Here is a 23,460-nt window from a genome sequence, read left to right as displayed (position 1 = left end):
ATGATTAAACTTAAAAACCTCTCTAAAGAATTCACTCAAGGCATACAATCAACAAGAGTCTTAGATAACATAAACTTGACGATAGACAAAGGTGAATTTGTTGCTATTACAGGTGCTTCGGGATCAGGCAAAACCACATTGATGCAGATTATAGGATGCTTAGATAGTCAATCTTCAGGAGAATATATATTAGATAATCAGTCTGTAAAAGATAAGAATGAGAAACAATTAGCCCAAATAAGGAACCAAGTGATAGGATTTGTATTTCAAAACTTCCATCTCCTCCCTCGCTTGACTGCCATGGAGAATGTGGAAATACCCCTAATATACAAAGGCATTCCGAAAAGAAAGCGTAGGCAAATGTCAATTGAGTTACTTGAGAGACTCGGTTTAAGAGACAGAACAGACTATCGCCCTTCTCAACTGTCGGGTGGTCAAAAACAGAGAGTGGCCATAGCACGTGCGCTTGCTAACAAACCAAAGATTTTAATAGCTGATGAACCGACCGGAGCTTTAGATACAAAGACAAGTACGGAAGTTATGGATATATTTAAAGAACTGAATGATGAGGGCCTTACAACAATAATAGTTACGCATGAGAGATCAATAGCTTCATCTACTAACAGAGAAATAGTAGTTAGCGACGGTATATTACTCTCGGATGGAAAGAAGGAATACTCTCATGAATCCTCTTGAGATCGTAAGAATAGCATTTAAATCTATCATTGGACACAAGCTTAGGTCCGTTCTTACAGTGCTTGGACTAATTATTGGAGTAAGTGCTACTACAGTGATTATTGGTTTAGGTCAGATAGCTGAGAATTCATTGACAAAACAATTTCTGAATTCAGGAGAGAACATTATTACCATTAATTATAATCCTGTGCCGAGGCAAGAGGATTATAATGCCTCAGAAATTGATTATGAAATGTCCCCTACTATAACAGAACAAGATATTACAGAATTAAGAAGAAGTGATGATATAAAGACACTTATTTTATCTAACTCCACAACCGCTACTCTTCATGACTTTAAAAATGACACAATAGACGTAGAAATACTTGGATTGGAAGAAGATACGCATTCCACTAATGAATATTCTATTATAGAGGGGAAAAATCTTACCTCATATGATTTTAATAATATTGGTAGTTCTATTCTGATATCAGAGGATTTCGCAGATCGTTACTTCCCTGATGGAGAAGTTATTGGCGATATTATAGATATTTCAGGTTATCCGATGAAAGTTAAAGGTATCTATAAAAACCCCGATGATGAAATAGTGTTAAATACCAACCAAGCTATATTGCCATTAAATCTATATCAAAATGTTTATAAGAGCTCAACTATTGATAATATTGAAGTTGAGGCCTATGATACAGAAACTATAGAAAAAGCTGGCACAGCTGCTACAGAAGTATTAAATAGAAACTTGGGAGAAGAATACACAGGCCAGTTTGAAGTACTGGATCTCGAAGAACTACAAAAAGGAATAACAGGACTCACAACAACGATGACCTTTTTAATAGGTGGGATAGCCAGTATATCTCTATTAGTTGCAGGAATAGGTGTTATGAACATCATGTTAGTGACTGTTACTGAACGTACGAATGAAATTGGTATACGTAAGGCACTAGGAGCAACTCGGAGAGTTATCATGTTCCAATTCTTAGTTGAATCTTCTATGCTAACGTTAATCGGAGGAGTATTGGGTATTATCTTAGCTTACTCTATGATAACAATCTTATCGATGGTTTTTAACTGGGCTATACTTATATCTCCTTGGCTGATTGTAATAGCTGTTATGTTTTTAGTCTTATTTGGAATCTTATGTGGGATATTGCCAGCAAATAAAGCTGCAAAGCTGGTTCCTGTTGAAGCTTTAAGAAGAGAATGATTAATTAGGATTAATCTAAGAATCTTTTAGATAGAAGATCTTTTGGAGAGGTAATTCAAAGTAATCACTTATCCTCAAAGCCATTTCTAAGCTCGGATTATACTTATTGTTTTCTATTGCTATGATGGTTTGTCTACTTGTCGATAAATCAGCTGCCATCTGTACCTGTGTTATCTTTCTTTCTTGTCTCAGTTTTCTTACATGGTTCTCTACACCCATTTTGTGCCTCCCTCTTACTCGTTTACGATATGTAACTTAAATACTAACCTATTATTAAAAGAAGACCAATAATCTAAGACGATTAAGATTGTACCTATTTACAACATAGCATAAATTAAAGTATTCCATACACTTCTGGTATAAAAAAGCCTGGCACATAAGTATCCAGGCTTCCTTTAACTTTTAGCGGAGAATTAAAAAAAGATATTTTCTTCTTTAATTTGTTGTAGGTTAAATGAAGAGAGAGAGGAAAGATTTCAATGCAGTCAAAAACAATGCACTAGCAGTCAAAAGTCCTCCTAAGGCCTTTATGAGTGTAATTAGCTTTTCCATATTATCACACTCCTTCATAAAAGATTGAGTATCTATGCAACTTGTGGAGTTTGTATAACACCACTATTAAGAAGGAGCATCGAGTAAACAGGTAATGCTAATCCTCCTGATTGTAATGTTGCGTAGCCTACTGCAACTGCTGCCGTTGCATAATCCATCATCTCTCATTGCTTGGTATAAGAATAATTACGTCACAATAAAGGTGAACAACAGAGAGAAGTCCTAAAAAGAGGTCAACCTTACAAAAACATAATAAAGAGCACTTACATTTTGGTAAGTGCTCTTTATTATGTTTTCTATTAGGAACGTACTACAAACGTGTATCTTCTTATAATACAAATGTATCTTAGCTACACTATTATGTTAGACCTCTTATATATGTATGTGAGAGAATTAATTCTGACTTTTAGTTCTTAACTGGCGTTCTATGAATTGTTGAGCATCTTCAGGCATACGAGTTATTGGTAATATTGAAACTCTCTTTTCATGATAGAGGAAATAATACCAATCGTTCTCTCCTATAGTGGATATCTTTTCCCATTCAATCTCGTCTTTATTATGTACGTGTTCGTAATTTTGGATCTTAATCTTTTCGTCTAAGATTTCTGCAACATAATGTCCTGTAAACATCTGACTCTGCACTTTCTTCAAATCTTTTTCTATTGTGAAATAAAGAAAAAGTTTCTTTAAACTAAGAATATATATTAATAAAGATACTAATCCAATGACTATGACAATTGTCTCTGGAACGCTTTGATAGAGAAACCAGTTCAGCACCAATAAAGAAACAATTCCCATCCCCAATCTATTACGATATGTCTTTTTAAAATCGGTAGAGTTCTGGTAATAGTGCTCTAAATAGTTTCTATAATCCCCCATATCCAAATCATATTCGAATTTCAAAAATAACTCCTCCTAAATGATTGTTGTATAGTGCAAACATAACATAACCCCCGATCAAGCACATTGGGGGGAGTTATATTATGCATCAGTTTCATTATCATCTTCATCTAAGCTTATACCAAAGAAACTAGCAAGTGTTCCAAGGGCTACGCCTGCTGCAGGAGCTTGATTCTCCAGTAGGAATTGATCATACAAGTAGCATTGCAACTACAACACCGCCAGCAATTGCCCGGAGTAAAACGGCCGCCATCAGGTCTCCCACCTTTCCTTATTATACGAAGTCTCATCCTTATCATCTTGACTGCCTTTGGTTTTGTACTTCCTCCATACACTTGCTTCAGCAATCTTCAATTTATGCACTAACCTGATTCTAAATTGCTTCCTTTTATCTCTTAAATGCCGAGCGTCATTTTCCGTAATTTCAGCTGACTAACTAAGGAAGTAATTAATGTATCCAATGGATTAATAATAGGACTAGAAGTCTTATTCTCAACTTCCTTGGCAGCATCCACCATAGATAATTGGGCAACAGAGATGACCTTACCTTCCTTAATAATCGTGCTGATAAACTCGGAAATCTCTCTATCATATTCCTGTTTCAAACCCTGCATTATCAACTTAAAAGTATCGTTTAGAACAATTACATCAATATCTAATGTTTTTTGACGATGTTCAGCATAGCGATTGAGACGTTCCATCGTACCATTCACAGTAGCGGGATTAGTAAAAAGGATCATCTGAGGATGTTTTACATTACTAATGATTTCAAAATAGGGTTCATCAATTTTGAATATTGGTACTGATATTGATAGCTGTTCTTCCTGTAAGAGTGCAATATAGTTTGTACATGTAATGAGAATACCATCGACATTACATTGGGCAATCCATTCCAATTGCTCTTTCACTTTAATTTGAGCGTCCATTGATTTGAAATTATCATCGAATGTGACTCGATGCATTAAAGCAGGATCAACAAAATGGATTAATTCAACGTCATAAGCAGCTAGTGCATTTTCCATATAATCAATATTTGAATAATGCGCGTGTAAACATCCTAACTTCCTTTTCAAATCCATCCCACCCCTCATTTATTTGAATCATTCTACCAATAGCCTTATAGAAATGTCTATGAACATAATTTTGAAATCTATTAACCACCCTTCCCCTTTTCTTAAATTCACACTATTCAAATAAGACTTTCGCCTTGTTTTTCTTATATGCAGTCGTTTATTACCAGTAAATTCGATGTGTTTTTCTCATTTCCCCTTACACCAAAATTTTCCTTTATTATAATCAAACTAGGACAATAGCTAACGGAAAAATCAGGTGGTGAACAACATTAAAAATCTAGATGTTCGAGACATTCAGCAGCAAGTTGACAGTACGAAAGATTTTATCAGTAAAACGAAAGAAAACGTGGAACAAGTCAAGCAAGCCCTAAACGGCATCACAACTTTACATGATGGATTTTCAGGCAACACTGCCGATTCCATTCGCTCCTTCTATGAAGAAGCACACAAGCCCTTCCTCGAATTCATGGAAAGCTTTTTGGTACAATATGAACAGGCACTAAGCTCCGTCAGTGATCAAGTCCTCTCCTTCGAACCGAATGAAAATGGGTTCATCCGCCAGGAGTTTTTAGAAGGCGAACTGATCAATAAAATGCAGAAAGCACAGGATAGTCTATCTGCTACAACTGACGCAATTAATCAGCAGCTTAATAGTGTCAGTGATCTAGCATCCGTATCACATGTAAAAGATGACGTATTCCTTGATTCCATTGCCGATGCGAAAAAGAGAATCACTAAAACAGTTGATAATATGTACGAGATGGACTCGAATGCTACCAGCAAGCTGGATAAGTCCGAGGATGATATGCAGCAGATGAAGACGTATATGTCGAAGCTGAGGAATGCGATTGATAAGAACAATATTAGTGTAGAAAATTTCAATATAACTCAATTTAACAGTGAGTTTTTCTCTTATCATAATGAATTTAAACTGATGGCTAAAGGCAGGAATGCTCTTGCGACTGGTGAGTCTGCGGAGATAACTGCTGAGGAATTTAACAAGCTTTATCCATATATTACGAACGAAAAGAATGTGATAGATGAATATTACGAGTGGGATGGTACTTATCACACGCTGAAAGATGGACGAATCATACGTCATTACATGCATGATACTGGTGAGTCATATGAATTTGTTGATAAGATTCCAGAACCACGTTCCAAACCGCTTTCAGATACAGAAGAGTTTGTGTATGGCGCTGTAGGTGGAGTATGGAATTTCTTTACGGAGGATCTTGCTACTGTTTTGAATCCGGAGGCGACTAATGGGGAAAAAGCATTTGCGTTAGCTATGTTTCTCCCTGTAGGTAAACCAGTGAAGATAATTGATAAGGGCAGCGGATTTGTTTCTGATGGTATAAAATCTCTTAATAAGATAATAGATAGTAAGTCTGCTGTTAAAAAAGAATCAAAATACATTAACTTTAATAGCTCTTCTAAAGCTATTACGAAAGTTGAATATGGAGATCAATTTACAAGAGTGAATGGAAAAAAGGCCTTAAAACCTGATATTGAATACACAAACAAAGAGGGGTATAAATATCAAACTGACGGCAATGGGAGAATAAAAGATGTAGAAGCTAATCTTACATTAGGTAAAGCAAAACGTAATAATTATGCCCAAAGAAATGTCGCAAAAGAGGATAGAAAACCTAAGGATGACGGAGGCCATTTAATTGCAAGTATTTTTAAAGGATCAGGGAATATTGATAATTTAGTTCCTATGGACTCTAAATTAAACAGAGGAGATTATAAAGCCCTTGAAAATGCTTGGAAAAAAGCATTAACAGAAGGTAAAGAGGTAAAAGTTAAAATTAAACCATTATTCGAAGGAACTTCTGCCCGACCAACTGAATTTAAGATAAACTACTCAATAGAGGGGAAGAAATATTCGGAGAGATTAACCAATTATTAAGGGAGGTAAATAAAATTGGAAACAAAAAACATGGAATTGATGTACCAACAAATTGCAAACACTTTAGTTGATATGATACCTGAAGAATGGGATAAAATATATTTATATGCTGAGTACAGAGAAGGATATAAAAAAGTATTTTTCTATTACTATCCTGAAAATAAATCTAAACCAATTTATAGCCTTGATATAATAGATATATTTAACATAGAAGAAGATGACTTTGATCGATTAGAAAATGAATTATATACATGCTTCACAAACTTATGGCTAGAATTTTCAAAACAAGAACAAGAATCGTGGAGTCACTTGACTTACATCTTAGATAGCAATGGAAAAATGAAAATAAATTACGGATATGATGACCTTTCTGAGATTAGCCCTGTTGAAAAACAGGAAAAATGGGAAACCGAATATATAAAATGAAAAGTTAACAGCCCTTGTATATACAGAGGGCTGTTTCTTTAATAATAATAGATGAAAAGTTAGAGAAGCTTAATTTGGATATCTTAGTCGAACTGCAAAATCTAAAGGATAATCGTCTATTACGAGATGATCAAGAAGTAGAGAAATTCGAAAAGGCTATAAAAAATATATTAAAAATGAAAGACGGAAACAACATTCCTCTTCTATGCCAAGGATTTGATGATGAAACTGAGAATGATGAAGTAATGTTTGGTTTGATTCATGCAATTGAGCGCAATTTCCGAACAATCATACACCCAAAAGAGGACTCTAGAGGAGTTGATATTGAATGAAAAGAACATTAAACAACATCTTAGGAAAGCTTCCTTATGAAGGTTTTTGAGGATCACCTTTCTAAGTTACAAGCAGATATTGTAGCAATCTGCCTTGAATATGTTAACAACCAAGCAGAGGATATTTATATGTACTGCTCATTTGAGCCAGAAATTTTCACATTTGATGTGTTTTATAAGATTGATGGCTCTGTGGTATTAAAGAATGAGCTTAATGAAGCAGTTACATCTAGTAAAAAAGGGTATCTTTATGATACATCGGACAATAGACAGGAAGCTGTTTTAGATATTGGCATCAAGAATTTGGAGGAAATATACCAAAAATGCAAAGAACATGGAAGAGATATGCCAGCTGAGATAAGGTTGCACTATAATGTTAAAGACAATAGCCTTACAGCAAAATATAATTACGATCAATCATTTTCAGAAGCAGATGATTTGTTACCTGAAGAACGCTTTGATACGTGGTTTGAAGAGATTAAGAAAAACAGTTAGTCCATGCAGCCAACTCCACACTGTTTTTAAGCTTTTCAGAAGATAAGTATTGGAACTAGTAACCAACCAGAATAGACAATGCCAGATAGGAGTTCTAATACAAAGGGCTCCTTTTCAGTTTGATTTTTCATAAAATATTGTAACTATTCTTGAACATTCACTAAATTAAATGATACTTTAATCATAATTAGTTATGCTTCAATACATCTCTATCATATACAAGAGTCTCCCGCTGTTAGATACACAAGGTCTTAGTAAGCAAAACTAAGTTAAACTAGCTGTTGCTCTGATTTAGCACGGCAAAACTTAGATACAATTTGAGATAATAAGCTTACAATCGGCTAGATCCCCCTTCATTATAACGAGACTAAATAGAAAATAATAATTGTGGAGGCCTAAATTTGGACTTCAAGGATGAAACAATAATTCACCCCTTACCGGACGATTCTTTGCTTTCTGAAAAAGAAAGCAAATGGAGAATTAAATTACCAAACAACTACAAAGATTTCATTAAAAAATATAATGGTGGTACACCTATAAAGGATAGTTTTAAATGTAATAACCATAATTATGCTATTGATAGGTTTCTGTGCATCCTAAAAGTAACAGGGGCAAATGACGATGAGTTCTACGATATAGGAGTAGTTAGAACTCAATTAGATGAAAGAATAATTTTCGACGAAGATCTAGTTGGGACTGAGTTATTACCAATTGCTGCTCTTTTTGCAGGTGACTTTGTTTGTTTAGACTATCGAGACAACCCTGAACAGCCAACTGTAAAAGTTTGGAACCATGAAGAGTCATCGGAATTGAATCCTGTGACATATTTTATAAATGTTAGCTTTGAAGCATTTCTAGATATGTTAACGGAATAATTACTTATCCATATTTAAAAAGTTAATCATTATTGTAAAAGTAAGCACTTGTTTGTACTAATAGACAACAAGTGCTTTCTTCTTATTATTCCATAAATAATATGATCTGGTTAAATAGCTAAGAAACCAGGTTGCACACCCGAAAATTCCCTCATTGTGCATAAATATTTGGTTTTAAGAGTTAAATGTTACACAGACAGTGAATAAAATATCAACTAAGCACTTTTATAATCTTTATACAATCTAAAATAACTCTTGATTGTCAACTACAGAAATATTTCACGAGTATTTGGAGGGGAAGGTAATGGATTACGAATTATTCTTAAGCAATTCCCAGAATTAGAACTAACGTATGACATGATTTTGCAGAGAGTCATATCTGAGCGTTAAATTTAAGCAGGAATGCTTGTTTGGTTAATTCAGCTATATCAGCATTCCTAAAATTAAATCTAGATAAATTTCTTCCGCCTACCCCAATACAACCCAAACAACAAAACAAACCACAACGGAGTCAGCAACAACGCCGGCCGCGTCTCATCAGCAACCAGCATAATAACCAGAACTCCTGCAAACAACGCAAGCACCGCATAGTTCACAAACGGCGTAAATGGTGCCTTAAATGTTGATTTCTTCTGCAATTCCGGGCGTGTTTTCTTATATTTAATATGGCAGATAAGAATGATGCTCCAAACCCAAATAAAACAGATGGCACTAATGCTTGTGACAATTCCAAAGGCTTGTTCTGGTATGAGTTTGCTTAAGAGTGCCCCTACTGATACGACAATGGCAGATAGCCATAAGGCATTCGCTGGGACGTGCTTTTTGTTCAGTTTAGCAAGCTGAGATGGTCCTTGATCTTGCTTACTTAGATTATATAAAGTCCGACTTGTTGAGAACATGCCGCTATTCCCTGCCGATGCTGCGGATGTTAATACGACAAAGTTGATGATGCCTGCAGCGATTGGGATGCCAACTAAACTAAATGTCTTTACAAAAGGACTTTCGGCTGCATTCAGCTCTGTCCATGGGTTTATCATTAGTAAAACGAGTAGTGCGCCAACGTAGAAAAATAGAATTCGTAATGGAATCTTATTTATTGCAGATGGGATGTTCTTAGCAGGGTTAGCTGTTTCGGCAGCCGATACCCCGATTAGTTCCACTCCGACATATGCAAAGACTACCATCTGGAAGGCGAGTAAGAAGCCAGAAATTCCATTCGGAAATAGTCCACCATGCTCCCACAGATTTGTAACTGAAACGGTTCCTGCATCAGTCTGGAATCCGATCACCAACAGAACAATACCTATTCCAATTAGCGCAAGAATCGTCACTACCTTAATTAATGCAAACCAAAACTCCAATTCTCCGAATAGCTTTACGGTTAATAGATTAAGCCCTAGTAAAACGACGACACAAATAAGTGCAGGAATCCATTGCGGGATATCAAACCAATAGTTTACATACACCCCGACAGCTATAACGTCTGCCATCGCTGTCATGATCCAGCAAAACCAATACGTCCACCCCGTCACAAACGATGCCCAAGGTCCTAGATAGTCTTCGGCAATGTCTGTAATAGATTGATAGCCTGCCTTCGATAACAGCAGCTCCCCTAGCGCTCGCATAACGAAAAACAGTGCTATACCAACAATCAAATAAGCAAAGATAATCGAGGGTCCTGCCAGCTGTATCGCTTTTCCGGAACCTAAAAATAATCCGGTACCAATCGTACCGCCAATGGCGATCAGCTGCACATGTCTATTGGATAAGTCCCTCTTTAACTCTTGTTGTGCCAAATCTAGCTCCTCCTTCAATTCAACCCAATAAAAAAAGAGATTGGATGTTCTCCAATCTCTTGATCACAAGAATAACAAATACTATTGGTCATGCGCGCGCAGCATAACACAAATACATATCCGATACTCTTCTGTCCTTTTGCCTGAGATTGTGAACCCTTCGGCGCCGCGTAAATAGCGGTCTCTCCAGAAGCTGCTCCTGCTATAGTGTGATCCATAGCATTCATAGCTTTATTATTAAGTTATTTAGATTCCGTTGAATAGTCATTATTCTATTCCTTGTTAGATTTTTTGTCAAATCTAATTTTTATCTCAGCTGGTCATGAACGCTTACAGCTACTTTTCAACATTTTATATGCTGTTCACCAAGATTCCGCTAAACCCCTAAGATACATGTACCCTTCGATATTTTATCCAGGGCATATAATACCCTGTATCCTTAAATGATGGAGGTGAAGATATGTCAGTTGGACAATATCGTTCATTATGCCAAAGATATAGCGGTAAAGCAGTTGAAATCCGTTGCCACGACGGAAAAGTTCATAGAGGAATCATCCAGCGTGTAGACCGAGATCGTGTTTATTTGCAGCCTATGGGCCGCTCTAGAAATTTTGGCGGTTTCGGTTATGGAGGTTATGGAAATGGTTATGGCGGCGGTTTTGGCCGCAGTTTTGGCCGTGGCTTTGGCTTTGGTTTTGGAGTAGCTTTAGGGGCTATCGCAGGTATAGCCTTGATCTCTCTATTCTGGATCTAACTATATAACAGTTTTCCATATAGATTTGATTTCCACGGAAAAGTGGGTATGACAGCATGAAAAAGCCTGGAATTGGTGCATCCGGGCTTTATTCATGTCCACTAGACTCCATATCTCCAGTAATAACACTAGCATCGACAACAAGCAGGTCTTTACTGGATAAGCTATATCTTTCCATATAGCTTTTAACTACATAATAGCCAGCACAATACCCCAGCATCTTCGGATATTTTCGATGACCGAACAGAATGGCTTCATATTCAAAATCCTGGCGCAAAAGCTCCTGCTTCGGAACAATATAATCAGACCACATCTTCTCGATTTTCTTATCAGAATAAAACGATGTCCAGCTTGCAGTTAGTTCCTCTCCCAATCTCTCCCTAACAGCATTTTCAGCTATCCCCTCTAATACAATCGTATCCAGTAAAGTATACTTTTCTTCACTTTTATCAAAGCGATTCAGCCGGCATAAATGGTTATACTCATGTGTAAATATTGCTTTTATCTCGTCTTCTGTATTATCTGGTGATATAAATAAAAAAAGCTTATCCCTGAATGCTAAACCGGATTTACCACCCAATTGCTTTTGAATCCATTTATTACGCTCATCTGATGGGAATATATAGATAGGTATATCCGGACCTTCCCACTCCTTTTGCAGAAAAACCTCATCCTGCTTTACTACTTCCCAAACATTATTATCCAGCTGCTTACTCTTCTTCTTTAACGGGCGATACATGCCATGTCGTATGAAGTAATCATATATTTCATCAGCAGATGCATCAGCAAAAAGCTCTGTCAGCTTCTCGCATAATGCTATTGGATCCTCATAATGCTCAAGCAGCCATTTATCCGTTTTGATTACGCTCATTTTCCTCCCCCTAACAACACCAATTTATTCAGCATGAAGGCTATTGGCACAAAACTTTTCTCTATTCATAGCATATTGCAATGATGTCATACAAAGGCAGGGGTTACGTTTGAAGTACACATATCTTGATTGTCTCGCACTATTTGGAGTAGGCGGCGCGCATCCCGGCGGACTGCAGTTAACGAAGAAAATTTTAGCTAAGGAAAATATCAATGGCGATACAGCACTTCTGGAGGTAGGTTGCGGTACGGGGCAAACTGCTGCTTATCTTGCTCAGCAATACGGCTGCAGTGTTAGTGCATTAGACAACAACAGCATCATGGTGGAGAAAGCCCAGCAAAGATTCTCAAGTTTAGATTTACCGATTGATGCCAAAGTCGGAGACACAGAGAATCTCCCCTACCCGGATAAGAAATTCGATATTGTCCTCTCAGAATCCGTCATTTCCTTTACTAATCTTATCTCGACAATTCCTGAGATCAAAAGAGTGCTGAAACAAAACGGCAAATTACTCGCGATCGAAACTGTATTGGAGCAGTCTATCCCAGAAGAAGAACGGTCTCAGATTGTGGATTTTTACAGCTTCCCGCAACTATTAACAGAGGGGGAATGGGTGAAAGCTTTTAGAGATGCTGAATTTCATCGAATAGATGTAACAAAATATGAACCAAGATTAGAACAGGTTGATGAACAGCATGCGGCTGATTATTCACTATCTGAAACTATCGATGATGCATTGTTAGAGATATTGGGAAAACATGAGGAAATCATGCAGCAAAATAAAGATAAATTGGGTTTCCGCATTTACAGATGTAGTTGAAACTAAAAGAAGCTCAACGCTAAAATGTTGAGCTTCTTTTTCATATTATCAAATGCTTCATGAATCTAAGGATTATCGAATCGATATTATTCGATTGGGTTTTGATAGTTACAACCATTCAGCATTCCTTCTCGTGGTATTTCAAGTTTGAAATGCGTACCATTCGGCGAACTTTCGATTACGTTTATATCTCCTAAGTGTTCAATCAGTATTTTCTTCACAAAGGGAAGACCTAATCCCATTCCGCGCTTTTTATTTCCTAATGAGATAAACGGGTCAAATACACTCACCCAGTTCTCTTGAGGTATACCCTTGCCAGTGTCGATAAAGTGTATGATGATATTTTTTTCATCAATTTCTGTGCTGATTGTTATCTTCTTTTCAGGCCTATTTTCCGGTATTGCCTCTACGCTATTCTTGATCAGATTGATAAAGACTTGTTTTAAGTTTGTCCTATTCAGATAAACATTCAGAGGCGAATATATATTTGCGAACTCCAACTCGACTTTGTTTTCTTGGAGTATCCCAGCTGAAAAGTCAATAGACTCTCGGATAATTTCCGCAAGATCCTCTGTTTTAAGGGTTAAAGCAGCAGACTTCATGTACGCGCTATAATTATCTGTCAGTTGATCTAGATGTTCGGATGATTTGCCTATCATCTCCAACGTTCGCTTATTTCTTTCCGTTAAATCGCCACTTTTGTCCAGCATACTTGAGAAACTTTTAATAATAGAGTTTGTGTTCTTCACTTCATGAATCAGGCTGCCAGTCAGCTGACCTGTATAATCTAGTTTTTTCTGTTTTTCCATTAATTCATAAGAGTGAATCTTCAAGTCTACATTGAACTTAACGAAGACTTGCAAGCTTCCCACCGAAAATATAATGACACCAATGCTGCTTGTTAGAAGGCCAGTTAAAGGAATGAAGTTTAGAACTCCTAGTACAATAAGCAGCAATGCATTGAATGAAAATCCCATAAGGAAGTTTTTAAAATGTGAGTTCCGAATTCTCAATGACAATACATATACAACTAACAAGAAAAAAATAATAGCAGCCATGTGCATGAAATAGATCCATAAAAACGGCCCATACTCAGGAAAGTAGTAATTACCAGTAAACTCTTCATTAGCAACGACCAACCCAGATACCCCTAAGTTCGTCCAACTTATGAAATAAACAACCATGCTCCATATTGTGAAACCAATAAGTGCTTTTTTGGTGAAAAGAGCACAAGACATTCTCGTCAGCCAATTCTTTTTTCTCGTTACTGATGGTTGATTGTTGATAATCCAGTAAGCCATATATAATACCATAGGAAGGGTGAAAGTTGGCCCCGCACGAAACAGCTTGAACAGGAAAAGAACCATTTCTTCTGACAAGACGTCCTTAAAATAAAGAACTCCTATATCTAACTGCCAGATTGTGATTAAGATCATAGAAATGATCATCCCTACCGACAACTTTGTTTCATTGTAAACTTTGCTTATGCTCCATGCTAAAAACAATGGCAGCAAACCAATGGCACATATTAATATACCAATAATCATACCGACTAACCCCTTACTACTTGAAATCCACATCGTGGATTGAATTTTTATGTATTTACATGTGTTATTTACATTATTTTCTTCTTCGCACACTAGAAATGAAGAGATTCCAATACATATATTAGGAGCTATAACCCTTAACCAGTTGCTACTATTCTCATATATTTCTTCATATCCAATGGACACTTATACCCATACATTATACCAGATGTCTTCCATTTAGCTTCGAGAGTTAATAGAGAAAAACAATATTGGAAACAATTACCTTGGTTTATTTTAGGTGACAAATAAGCAGTAAGGTAATAAATATATTGTTAGAGATAGGATTAAATAAAACTAAGGTTGCTAGCAAAAATCCCCCATTTCTAATCAAAAGGCGCTCCACTCTCTTATATTAATTCCTTGATTATCCAAGTGTTAGAGCATTTTTTCTCTAACAAATTCATATCCCTCTTTATATATCTGAAAAATTACAATATTGAAATTTATCGAAATCTGTTATACAATCTCACAAACAGTTAAGAAGAGGTGGATGATGAAAACGTTAGAGCGATTTAGTCAGTTTGTCGGAAGTACCTTTGCGTATTGGGTTATTTTATTTGCCGTAGTAGCTTTTATGCTGCCAGCAGGATTTACATGGATCGTTCCTTTTATTACCCCGCTACTCGGAATCATTATGTTTGGAATGGGTTTAACACTATCTGCAAATGACTTTAAAGGCGTTATAAAGCGGCCTTTTGAAGTGTTCGCCGTAGTAGCAGGACAGTTTTTGATCATGCCCCTGCTTGCCTTTGCTTTGGCAAAAGGACTGCAATTATCCCCTGAAGTGGCTGTCGGAGTCATTCTAGTAGGTTGCTGCCCTGGCGGAACATCCTCTAACGTCATGACCTTCCTGGCCAAAGGCGATGTCCCATTATCTGTCACAGCAACAGCAGTCACGACCATTCTCGCGCCGATTGTAACACCTGCACTCATTCTTTTATTCGCGAGTGAATGGATTGAAGTCAGTCCTGTCTCCTTATTTATTTCCATCGTGAATGTCGTCATCATCCCGATTGTCTTAGGTCTATTAGTAAAGCGCTTCTTCAACAGACAAGCTACAGCGAGCGTAAAAGTACTGCCGCTTGTGTCAGCCGTTGCCATAATCGGCATCGTAGCAGCTGTCGTATCCAATAGTCAGCAGCAGATTGCACAGACCGGGCTGGCCATTTTCGGCGTAGTCATCCTGCATAATGTGCTTGGATACCTGCTTGGGTTCATCTTCGCCAAGCTCTTGCGAATGGACCTGCCAAAAGTCAAAACAACCTCCATAGAAGTCGGCATGCAAAACTCAGGATTAGGCGCACAGCTTGCAACAGCGCACTTCTCGCCGTTGGCAGCTGTACCAAGCGCAATCTTTAGTGTTTGGCATAATATTTCAGGTTCTATTTTGGCTAATATTTTTGCGAAGATGGGTAGTAGTGAGAAGGAAGCAGATGCTAAGCAACAGATATCTTAAAGAACAAGCCATCCTCATTACTTGAGGATGGCTTTTATTATGTTTCCATAGAGATCGTGATAATAAAATAAGCAGTTTCCTCAGAATCATCCTCCCTTTTTGCTTTCAAACTTATATAAAACTATCCACCAACCTTATCCAATACAGTTACTAAAACTTCTGTCGCGTTTTTCTAAAAAACGACTATTTAGTGCTGGTAAAAAGGAAGTGTTTTCTCCATTTCCCCTTTCACCAATTTTTTCCTTTATTATAATTACAAGTAATGAACAGCTAACGGCTATATCAGGTGGTGAAGACAATTAAAAATCTAGATGTACAGGACATCCAACAACAAGTTGACAGTACAAAGAAATTTATCAGCCAAACAAAGTATCGAACATGTCAAACAAGCCCTCAACGGTGTTACGACACTTCACGATGGCTTTGAAGGCAGCACCGCCGACTCCATTCGTTCTTTTTTTGAAGAAACGCACAAGCCATTCCTCGAGTTCATGAATAGCTTTTTGATACAATATGAAGAGACACTATCGTCTGTAAATGAAGAAGTTCTTTCCTTCGAATCGGACGAGCATGGATTTATTCGGGAAGAATTTTTAGAGGATGAACTAAAGAGCAGACTGATGAAAGCTTCAACCAGCTTAACCTCGACGTCAATCGACATTAACCAGCAGCTTCTTTATGTGAAAGACATTGTGAATGTACCATCCGTAGATAGTGAACCATTCATCAATTCCATCAACAAGGGAAAAGAGAAATTATCGGAAACACTGTCTAATATGTATGACATGGACGCCAAAGCGACTAAGAAGCTTGATAAACCTGTACAGGATATTGAGCAGATGAAGACTTACTTGGCTAAGCTGAAGGATGCAATTGATAAGAATAATATTACTGTCGATAGCTACAGCTCTGAACAGCTGACAAAGCAGAATTTCTACAAAGACTTCAAACTACAAGCTGACGGCAGACAAGCATTAACAAGCGACAAGCCGATCCCCATAACGGAACAAGAGTACAAGGCTCTGCAAGATCAAATCAAAGATAGTAAGACCGTTCAAGATGACCAATTTGAATGGGATGGAGAATATTTCATCCTAGCAGATGGCCGCATCATTCGTGCATATATAAATCCAAACTCTGACTCCCCTGTCTCCCAAACATCCTTTGAATTTGTTTCCCGCATTCCTAAGGATCGGGAGAATTTGAAGGAGCTTAAACAGGAAGATGCCAAGAAATTAGTGAAAGATGGTACGATTGGCGGCTTTAATTATGTGCTTGGAGATTTAATAACGCTTGCAGATCCTAATGCATCTTTAGGTGAGTATTCCATGGCACTTCTATTCACCACTGGGAAACCTCTTAAAGCCGACAAAGACGTTTATGAATTTGGCGCAACTTCTTGGAAAAGTTGGATAGATGACCTGTCCGATAGTACGGCTGCAGGTAAGGGACTTCCTGATGCCAAGGCTGGGAAGGTTGATGAGGTTAAGGATGCGGCTAAAGAGTATAAAAACTATAAGTCCGTGGAGTATAGTGGAACCACTAAAATTAATGGGGAAGTAAGGGATACTAGCAGACTAGTTTATCAAAGAATAGATATTGACTTCGGGAGAGTTGATCCTAAAACTGGTAAGTCAAATTATCAATTAATGAAAAGTGGAAAACCTCCAATCTGGAGAGATGGGACAAAAATAGAACTTCATCATTTAATCCAAAGAGAACCTGGATCAATGGTGGAGCTCCCTAGTAGTATGCATAAAGAACGATAAAATTTTGCATGGTTTAGTAGAGAATGGAGGAAGCTTCAGAAATGACCCTGTTTTAAAAAAACAATATGAAAACTTCAGATCGAAATATTGGAGATGGAGAGCTAAACAAATAGATAAAGGTGAATTTTAAAAGGAGAAATTTTAAATGAATAAAGTGGAATTAACCGATTTTATTAAAAAAAATATGGAACCAGATGATTTTACTGGAGGAGTAGATGAAAGACAGATTGATTATATTCAAGATACTCTAGAGTTAAAGTTACCAGAAAGTTATAAGTGGTTTTTAAATAATTATGGGTCTGGTGGTTTATATGGTGTAGATATTTTAGGAGTGGCTAAGTCTAATATTGCTACAGTTGTTATTGAAACAGAGAATTATAGGGATCTAGGAATGAATGGAAAATTAATAGTTATTGAAGATATAGATGAATATGGCTATTGTTTAGATACTAGCAATATGAAAAATGGTGAGTGCCCAGTCATTGCATGGAATAAGCAAGGAGGGCTTGACGACTATAATACGGCAGAAAATTTTTATGAGTTTTTATCCCAGAGGTTATCGGATGCAAAAGAAGCGTGGGAAGAAGATTTTTAAGAAGGAAATTAAGGAGACCTTTAAAAGGTCTCCTTTTTATTTCATTTTTCATTTATTAATAACAGCTCACCTTAGCAGTTGCAATTACCGCTATTCACTAATTAAAGATGCTCAGCGGCATTAACCTCTGAGCATCTTCTTAAATCTGAAAGGGAACTCCCTTGCCTTTTACCCAAGCTCGCTAATATAGATTTTCATCAGCTCTTCTATATTCGTAGCTCCATACAGAAATACCAAGCTATTAAGCTTGGTATTCTTTATCAATAATTAAAATTGGCTTAATAGTAGACCCATTTGCTGAATCCTCGAATGCTTGCTGAATATCATCCATTTCATAGAATTTCACCAATTTATCGAATGGGAATTGACCGTTTTGGTAGAACTTCACTAGTTTTGGAATGATCAATTGCGGTACAGCATCGCCTTCTACAACACCTTTCAGTGTTACAGCTTTTGTCATGATTTCATTGGTAACGTTGATAGTCAGGTCACGTTTACCAACGGCAACTGTAGCACATTCGCCTTTCACACGTAGACAGCGGATTGCGGCTAGTGTTACTTCTGGAACACCTGTTGTTTCCAAGGAATAATGTGCACCTTTGCCAGTGATTTCTTTGATCTTCTCTGCAGGATCTTCGTTTTTGCTGTTGATTGTATGTGTTGCGCCGAGCTCTTTCGCTAATTCCAAACGGCTGTCATGGATATCTACAGCGATGATTGGGTAGCAGCCAGCGATTTTCGCAGCCATCATACCAGATAGACCTACAGCTCCTGTACCGAATACAACAAAGCTTGTACCAGCTTCTGGAGCAAGGGAGTTCAAGACAGTACCACTGCCTGTCATAAGACCGCAGCCAAGTGGGCCCAATAGACGAAGGTCAGCCTCTTTATCGATTTTCACCACGTTCTTCTCATCTACCGTGCTGTACGTAGCGAAAGAAGATTGGCCGAAGAACTGTGACACTTCTTGTTCCTCTTTATGAATTGGTGATACACCATATTTGTTTTTACCCGCAAAGTTAAGCTCCATCATGTTTTCACAGCCACCTGCATTACCTTCCAGGCAGTTATCACAATGACCGCAATAACTGAATCCTAGTACGACATGATCCCCTGGTTCAACAGTAGTAACATTGCTGCCTACTTTTTCTACAATCCCTGAACCTTCATGTCCCAGTACAGCCGGATATGGTACTGGCAGCGAGCCATCAAGAACTGTTGCATCTGTATGACAAACACCCGAAGCAACAATTCGTACCAACACCTCATCAGCTTTTGGCTCATCCAACTGCAGTGTCTGCTTGTTGAAATCGCTTTCTTCAGTAGTTAACATTGCTTGAATTTCCATCCCAATTCCCCCAGTTATACATTTTTCAATTATATTAAAGAGATTTATAATATAATTAACCTAAGTATAAAGAATCAGAAAGCCGCCTTTCAATCACTGAAAAATTGAAAATGTATGGGTTTTCAACTATGAGGATAGTACTGTATAGTTTTTCAACAAAAAACTTAAACTGTCTAAAATTCATCTATCATAGAGAAAGTATCTAGCGAGGGAAAATCATGTCAAAAACAGACCGAAGAATTGAGCGCACGAAATCTACCTTAATAGCAACATTTCAGAAGCTTGTTTTAGAGAGAGGCTATTCCAAAGTCAAAGTAAAAGATATCGTAGACGAAGCCAATTACAACCGCACTACCTTTTACGTACATTACGACGGCAAAGAACAATTAGCCAAAGAAATGATCGAACTGGAAATGGAGCGTTTCTGTTATGAATTCTGCAAGCCAGTTCGGGATAATCCCATCCTCGACTTAACGAAGATGAACCCAAATGAAACAGATGTTTTTCAGTATATGAAGGATAACAGCCATTACTATGACTTGCTGGTTATTCAAGATCCGATACCAGGAATCCGTGAAGCTTTGTTAGAGTTACTGAAGGATATCTTCCAGAATCGATTTTCTTTTATAGGAGATCAGGCATCTGAGATTAATGCAGACTATTTCACTCATTATAGAGCTTATGGTATATACGGCTGGATATTGGAGTGGATCAAAGCTGGGTATGATGCGACGCCTTCTGAGATGGCGAGAAGGATTATTAATTTGTTGCATTATCATTCTTCTTTGATGAAAGAAATTGAGAAGTAGCATTGTTGTAATTTCAACCCCTTCCATCCAATACGAAGGAGATAAATTAAAACAAATTACTACTACATAAAAACACCCCAGCAAAAAAATAGCTGAGTTATTTCTTTTACAGTATTTATAATTTGTATTATTTTAGGACATCTCGGTAATTTTCACATCTACCAGTTCGGTTCTCCAAAATTATATTTAGTTTAATATAAGGAATAACCTAATCACTTCTTTCTGTACAGTTAATATTATGCTCATTTATGATTTGAATATGGCTTAAACTATAGATTCTCTTTATCTACCATATTGCTTATTTCAGCATTATTGATTATGTAAGTAGAGTACAACTGATTCTAAACCACATTGTACAGACATCACACAAACAGTAGAAATTTATGAAGAGATTGCTATTAAGAAGCTTTACCTTTAAAGGTTGAGTTTAAGTCTCTCTTTGTAATTTAGATCAGATGGAAAAAAACAGGCGCTGATCAATGCGCCTGTTTTTAAGTTAGTTATTTAGCCGATGTTTCGACTGTATTTATAGTGTACTCTATATTCCTTGTATCACTTTCAGGGAATACAATGGATAAACCTATTAGATTTTGGTTAATTTCCTTTTTAGGCTGTTTGTCCTCAGTAACCACAAATGGGTATATTAATAATATAGGTTCTTGAATAAGATCAATGTCTTCGTCAAGATAGTCACTGATATCTTTTAAGTCATACCCACTTCTCAATACTCCGATATCAATTAAGTCCGGTTCGTGGATATATAACTTTCTCCCTGGCCTAATACATTCATATTTACCGACTTCACCATCAATACCCTTTAATTGGTTTGACATAAGGAAAACTCTAAATGTCTTCAATTTCCCAACCGAGATTTCGTGATTAATATATTTTAGCCATCTTTCAGGAGAACCGGATATAATATCTTCCGGAACATCAATTTCTTTCAAGTAATTGATGACCTTTTCTGCCCCTACTTCTTCCCACAGCCGAACCTTACCTTTATTTCCTAGATTGTGGTCCGGAATAGAAAGACTATCTAAAAACTCTACTGTACTGGAATAATTTTTATCTATTATCTCGTCATTAGGATTAAATTTGAAAGTTTGTGGTTTACGACCGGCATATGATTGTAACTCTACGCTGCTTGTAGCACTTCTTAGTTTTAAAAGGCTGGTTACTTCCATAACAGAGTGCGATCTTATTCGTAAGCCAAACTCAATTGGCTTTTTATCTGCTTTTTTCATTGCCTGAAGTAATTCCCTAAATTCATAGTTTGCAGCTGCAATTGCTTTAAAATCTTTGATTAAATTAGGAGAGAGATAAATTCTGCAGAGATCCTCAAAGTCCTTTTTATATCCGAACCATCGACCCATTTGCATTAGTGTATCGTAAGTTTTGCTAGAGCGCAGATAATAACTAATAGTAAGTCCCTCTAGCGTCAATCCTCTTGAAAGTTTATCTCCCCCAATAGCTATTACATATAATCCCTCATCCATGTTCTTTTGATAATCGAGACTGTCATTAGATTCGCCATTTATCACCATTATTTTAATTAAGAAAACCACATTTTTTATCTCAGAAATCACTTCATCCCATGGTTCAATTTCATCAAAGATCTGCATTTTATTAAATGTAGGAATATAATCATCTGTCCAAAGCTCATGGAAATCTTCAATGATTTCATCCTCATCATTATCTAACATGTTCTTTATTGAACCAAATTCTTTTTTAACTACATCAGCGATCTTATCATGAGCGTCAACAGATCTATTAATATGAATTAACATGGAGTTATGTTCTTTCACTTGCCCTCTCAAGTGTCTTACTGCTGCAGACATAATAAACGATTTAATTGCTTTAGACAGGTCATCAGGCATTTCTGTAGCATCATATACCTGTTTCTCTGACTTATCGTCTTCTATAGGTTGAATTAAGGATGGTAGGCCCTCTCCATCTTCGAAACCAAATAGCTCATCTGGACCTAAGTATTCTTCTTGTTTAGGTAAGTCTATAATAAAGTCTTTAGGGAACAGATCCCGTCCGTAAGTAGGATGGTCTATGCGATGATCAATTAATACATTTGCAAATGGTGTCGCCGTATAACCAACATAAGATCGTTTATTAAACATTAGGAAGTTTTCTCTAATTAACTTATTTATAGTAGAAGGTACATAAGTACTGTCACTTCTATCTGTACTCGAAGACTTTACATCAATTGATGCTTGATCAGCCTCATCATCTATAATAAGGATTGGTAGATCTTTATCAACTTTGCTTAAGATTTCTTTTAGAGACTCTAACACAGAAGCCACTTTCTTTGTAACGATAATTGCAGGAGTTTCTTTAGTAATGAGCTGATGAATAGAAGAGTCAGCTATAGCGCTATTTATATCACCCTCATTAGTACGTTGAGTTAAGGAATTAATAGCTAAGCTTTTTATTTTCCCTACACCTACAATTGTTTTAAAATCTTCAGTGTCAATTCCAAGTATCTCTTCATCTACACGTTTTTGGGTTTGAGTTCTAAGATCATTGTGAATTCCTGATAAGATTATTACTAACTTATATCCGGAATCGATGGCTTTATTAGCTAGAGCAATGTAATTTTCTGTTTTACCAGACTGTACATAGCCAACTACAAGGCCCCTTTTATCAAAGCTCTCCAATGCTGGGTTACCTATATTAGAAAGAATCCTGCGAGTTAGTTTATTAAGCTGGTTTGTTTGAAAGGCAGAACGCTTTTTTGTTCTAATTAGATGGTTTCTGAATCTTCTCCATCGTTCCCATTTGTTATCACGTTGGTGTACTTCAAGCCAGTTTTCACTATCTTCGTCATTTGTTAATATTACAGTTTCTTCATCGTCGTATTCTGTGTGATCTTTCAAGTAGCTCTGAAGTACATTTCTAATAGGATCTATATCTAAATCAGCATCTTTTAACGTTGAATGTTTGGATATTTCTTGAATAACCTTCTCAATTAAATCCTCTGTCTCTTGAGTGGATAGCATGTCTTTACCGTTTAAATACATCTGAGCAGAAATGATGGCCATCTCTTCTGCAAATAATTGCTGGTCCATTTATAAAACCTCCCGATATCTTTGTGGTCAAAGCTTAAATTTTACCATTAATAGGAATTTTCATCCATTAAAATTAGTAAAATCTCACTATAAAAGATAGCAATGAATCCT

Annotated in this window: 21 protein-coding genes, 1 pseudogene and 1 riboswitch; of the genes and pseudogenes, 13 read left to right on the top strand and 9 right to left on the bottom strand. The window is 36.8% G+C overall.

The annotated features are described in order from the left end of the window. Both CHH58_RS08010 and CHH58_RS08005 read left to right on the top strand, forming a co-directional pair. Positions 1–696, top strand: coding sequence for an ABC transporter ATP-binding protein (locus CHH58_RS08010; protein ID WP_095232070.1), 696 nt, complete (start codon positions 1–3; stop codon positions 694–696). Next, positions 683–1,897, top strand: a complete 1,215-nt coding sequence (locus CHH58_RS08005; RefSeq protein ID WP_170937560.1) for an ABC transporter permease — start codon at positions 683–685, stop codon at positions 1,895–1,897. The genes CHH58_RS08010 and CHH58_RS08005 overlap by 14 nt, the downstream gene beginning before the upstream one ends. A 15-nt stretch (positions 1,898–1,912) precedes the next feature. Here CHH58_RS08005 and CHH58_RS08000 read toward each other — a convergent pair whose 3' ends face one another. From CHH58_RS08000 to CHH58_RS07990, 4 genes are all read right to left on the bottom strand, one after another. Further along, entirely contained in the window at positions 1,913–2,116 is a 204-nt protein-coding gene (locus tag CHH58_RS08000) for a helix-turn-helix transcriptional regulator (RefSeq protein ID WP_095232068.1), read from the bottom strand. Between the two features lie 726 nt (positions 2,117–2,842). Then, a complete protein-coding gene (locus tag CHH58_RS07995; protein WP_095232067.1) occupies positions 2,843–3,352 on the bottom strand; it encodes a hypothetical protein in 510 nt (169 codons plus the stop codon). Positions 3,353–3,430: 78 nt separating this feature from the next. Then, entirely contained in the window at positions 3,431–3,559 is a 129-nt protein-coding gene (locus CHH58_RS18755; protein ID WP_255220207.1) for a hypothetical protein, read from the bottom strand. 185 nt (positions 3,560–3,744) lie between these two features. Continuing rightward, a complete protein-coding gene (locus tag CHH58_RS07990) occupies positions 3,745–4,428 on the bottom strand; it encodes a hypothetical protein (protein WP_095232066.1) in 684 nt (227 codons plus the stop codon). A 253-nt stretch (positions 4,429–4,681) separates the two neighbouring features. Here CHH58_RS07990 and CHH58_RS07985 point away from each other — a divergent pair, with 253 nt between their 5' ends. From CHH58_RS07985 to CHH58_RS07965, 5 genes are all read left to right on the top strand, one after another. After that, positions 4,682–6,337, top strand: a complete 1,656-nt coding sequence (locus CHH58_RS07985; protein ID WP_170937559.1) for a T7SS effector LXG polymorphic toxin — start codon at positions 4,682–4,684, stop codon at positions 6,335–6,337. Positions 6,338–6,352: 15 nt separating this feature from the next. Continuing rightward, entirely contained in the window at positions 6,353–6,763 is a 411-nt protein-coding gene (locus CHH58_RS07980) for an immunity protein YezG family protein (RefSeq protein WP_095262329.1), read from the top strand. A 74-nt stretch (positions 6,764–6,837) separates the two neighbouring features. Continuing rightward, on the top strand, positions 6,838–7,095 hold the full coding sequence (locus CHH58_RS07975) for an Imm30 family immunity protein (protein WP_095262573.1): 258 nt from the start codon (positions 6,838–6,840) through the stop codon (positions 7,093–7,095). 36 nt (positions 7,096–7,131) lie between these two features. Continuing rightward, positions 7,132–7,590 (top strand): DUF600 domain-containing protein, encoded by a 459-nt coding sequence (locus CHH58_RS07970; RefSeq protein WP_095262328.1) that lies wholly within the window; start codon positions 7,132–7,134, stop codon positions 7,588–7,590. A gap of 401 nt (positions 7,591–7,991) precedes the next feature. Further along, positions 7,992–8,465, top strand: coding sequence for an SMI1/KNR4 family protein (locus CHH58_RS07965; protein WP_095262327.1), 474 nt, complete (start codon positions 7,992–7,994; stop codon positions 8,463–8,465). Positions 8,466–8,914: 449 nt separating this feature from the next. On the opposite strand, the gene CHH58_RS07960 is transcribed toward CHH58_RS07965, so the two are convergent. Next, a complete protein-coding gene (locus CHH58_RS07960; protein WP_095262326.1) occupies positions 8,915–10,261 on the bottom strand; it encodes an amino acid permease in 1,347 nt (448 codons plus the stop codon). A 121-nt stretch (positions 10,262–10,382) separates the two neighbouring features. After that, positions 10,383–10,461, bottom strand: a riboswitch (glycine riboswitch). A 260-nt stretch (positions 10,462–10,721) separates the two neighbouring features. Here CHH58_RS07960 and CHH58_RS18370 point away from each other — a divergent pair. Beyond that, entirely contained in the window at positions 10,722–11,015 is a 294-nt protein-coding gene (locus tag CHH58_RS18370) for a hypothetical protein (protein ID WP_095260199.1), read from the top strand. 88 nt (positions 11,016–11,103) lie between these two features. Here the strand turns inward: CHH58_RS18370 and CHH58_RS07950 are convergent, their stop codons facing one another. Beyond that, on the bottom strand, positions 11,104–11,886 hold the full coding sequence (locus tag CHH58_RS07950) for a DUF2268 domain-containing protein (RefSeq protein ID WP_095262325.1): 783 nt from the start codon (positions 11,884–11,886) through the stop codon (positions 11,104–11,106). 109 nt (positions 11,887–11,995) lie between these two features. On the opposite strand from CHH58_RS07950, the gene CHH58_RS07945 reads away from it, so the two are divergent. After that, on the top strand, positions 11,996–12,706 hold the full coding sequence (locus CHH58_RS07945; RefSeq protein ID WP_095262324.1) for a class I SAM-dependent methyltransferase: 711 nt from the start codon (positions 11,996–11,998) through the stop codon (positions 12,704–12,706). An 86-nt stretch (positions 12,707–12,792) separates the two neighbouring features. On the opposite strand, the gene CHH58_RS07940 is transcribed toward CHH58_RS07945, so the two are convergent. Next, positions 12,793–14,253 (bottom strand): sensor histidine kinase, encoded by a 1,461-nt coding sequence (locus tag CHH58_RS07940; protein ID WP_249275071.1) that lies wholly within the window; start codon positions 14,251–14,253, stop codon positions 12,793–12,795. 535 nt (positions 14,254–14,788) lie between these two features. On the opposite strand from CHH58_RS07940, the gene CHH58_RS07935 reads away from it, so the two are divergent. From CHH58_RS07935 to CHH58_RS07920, 3 genes and pseudogenes are all read left to right on the top strand, one after another. Next, on the top strand, positions 14,789–15,751 hold the full coding sequence (locus CHH58_RS07935) for a bile acid:sodium symporter family protein (protein ID WP_095232057.1): 963 nt from the start codon (positions 14,789–14,791) through the stop codon (positions 15,749–15,751). 311 nt (positions 15,752–16,062) lie between these two features. After that, positions 16,063–17,650 (top strand): annotated as a pseudogene (locus tag CHH58_RS18610) (T7SS effector LXG polymorphic toxin). 15 nt (positions 17,651–17,665) lie between these two features. Then, complete coding sequence (locus CHH58_RS07920; RefSeq protein WP_095232055.1) at positions 17,666–18,115, top strand: SMI1/KNR4 family protein; 450 nt, start codon at positions 17,666–17,668, stop codon at positions 18,113–18,115. Between the two features lie 241 nt (positions 18,116–18,356). On the opposite strand, the gene CHH58_RS07915 is transcribed toward CHH58_RS07920, so the two are convergent. Continuing rightward, positions 18,357–19,463: an NAD(P)-dependent alcohol dehydrogenase gene (locus CHH58_RS07915; RefSeq protein ID WP_095262323.1), complete on the bottom strand. Its 1,107-nt coding sequence runs from the start codon at positions 19,461–19,463 to the stop codon at positions 18,357–18,359. Between the two features lie 218 nt (positions 19,464–19,681). Here CHH58_RS07915 and CHH58_RS07910 point away from each other — a divergent pair, with 218 nt between their 5' ends. Next, complete coding sequence (locus CHH58_RS07910; protein WP_249275068.1) at positions 19,682–20,272, top strand: TetR/AcrR family transcriptional regulator; 591 nt, start codon at positions 19,682–19,684, stop codon at positions 20,270–20,272. 500 nt (positions 20,273–20,772) lie between these two features. Here CHH58_RS07910 and CHH58_RS07905 read toward each other — a convergent pair whose 3' ends face one another. Further along, positions 20,773–23,349: a Z1 domain-containing protein gene (locus CHH58_RS07905; RefSeq protein WP_095262321.1), complete on the bottom strand. Its 2,577-nt coding sequence runs from the start codon at positions 23,347–23,349 to the stop codon at positions 20,773–20,775. Positions 23,350–23,460 lie beyond the last annotated feature (111 nt).

Origin of the sequence: Terribacillus saccharophilus, assembly GCF_002272745.1 — a bacterium.
GTDB classification, from domain to species: Bacteria; Bacillota; Bacilli; order Bacillales; family Amphibacillaceae; genus Terribacillus; species Terribacillus saccharophilus_B.
Note: the sequence above shows the minus strand (reverse complement) of the source record. Positions and strands in the feature narration are given on the sequence as shown.

Coding starts and splice junctions, on each gene's coding strand:
- CHH58_RS07935 (WP_095232057.1), top strand. CDS start 14,789: ATGAAAACGTTAGAGCGATTTAGTCAGTTTGTCGGAAGTACCTTTGCG.
- CHH58_RS07905 (WP_095262321.1), bottom strand. CDS start 23,349: ATGGACCAGCAATTATTTGCAGAAGAGATGGCCATCATTTCTGCTCAG.
- CHH58_RS07950 (WP_095262325.1), bottom strand. CDS start 11,886: ATGAGCGTAATCAAAACGGATAAATGGCTGCTTGAGCATTATGAGGAT.
- CHH58_RS07990 (WP_095232066.1), bottom strand. CDS start 4,428: ATGGATTTGAAAAGGAAGTTAGGATGTTTACACGCGCATTATTCAAAT.
- CHH58_RS07940 (WP_249275071.1), bottom strand. CDS start 14,253: ATGATTATTGGTATATTAATATGTGCCATTGGTTTGCTGCCATTGTTT.
- CHH58_RS07910 (WP_249275068.1), top strand. CDS start 19,682: ATGTCAAAAACAGACCGAAGAATTGAGCGCACGAAATCTACCTTAATA.
- CHH58_RS08000 (WP_095232068.1), bottom strand. CDS start 2,116: ATGGGTGTAGAGAACCATGTAAGAAAACTGAGACAAGAAAGAAAGATA.
- CHH58_RS07970 (WP_095262328.1), top strand. CDS start 7,132: ATGAAGGTTTTTGAGGATCACCTTTCTAAGTTACAAGCAGATATTGTA.
- CHH58_RS08010 (WP_095232070.1), top strand. CDS start 1: ATGATTAAACTTAAAAACCTCTCTAAAGAATTCACTCAAGGCATACAA.
- CHH58_RS07915 (WP_095262323.1), bottom strand. CDS start 19,463: ATGGAAATTCAAGCAATGTTAACTACTGAAGAAAGCGATTTCAACAAG.
- CHH58_RS18370 (WP_095260199.1), top strand. CDS start 10,722: ATGTCAGTTGGACAATATCGTTCATTATGCCAAAGATATAGCGGTAAA.
- CHH58_RS07920 (WP_095232055.1), top strand. CDS start 17,666: ATGAATAAAGTGGAATTAACCGATTTTATTAAAAAAAATATGGAACCA.
- CHH58_RS08005 (WP_170937560.1), top strand. CDS start 683: ATGAATCCTCTTGAGATCGTAAGAATAGCATTTAAATCTATCATTGGA.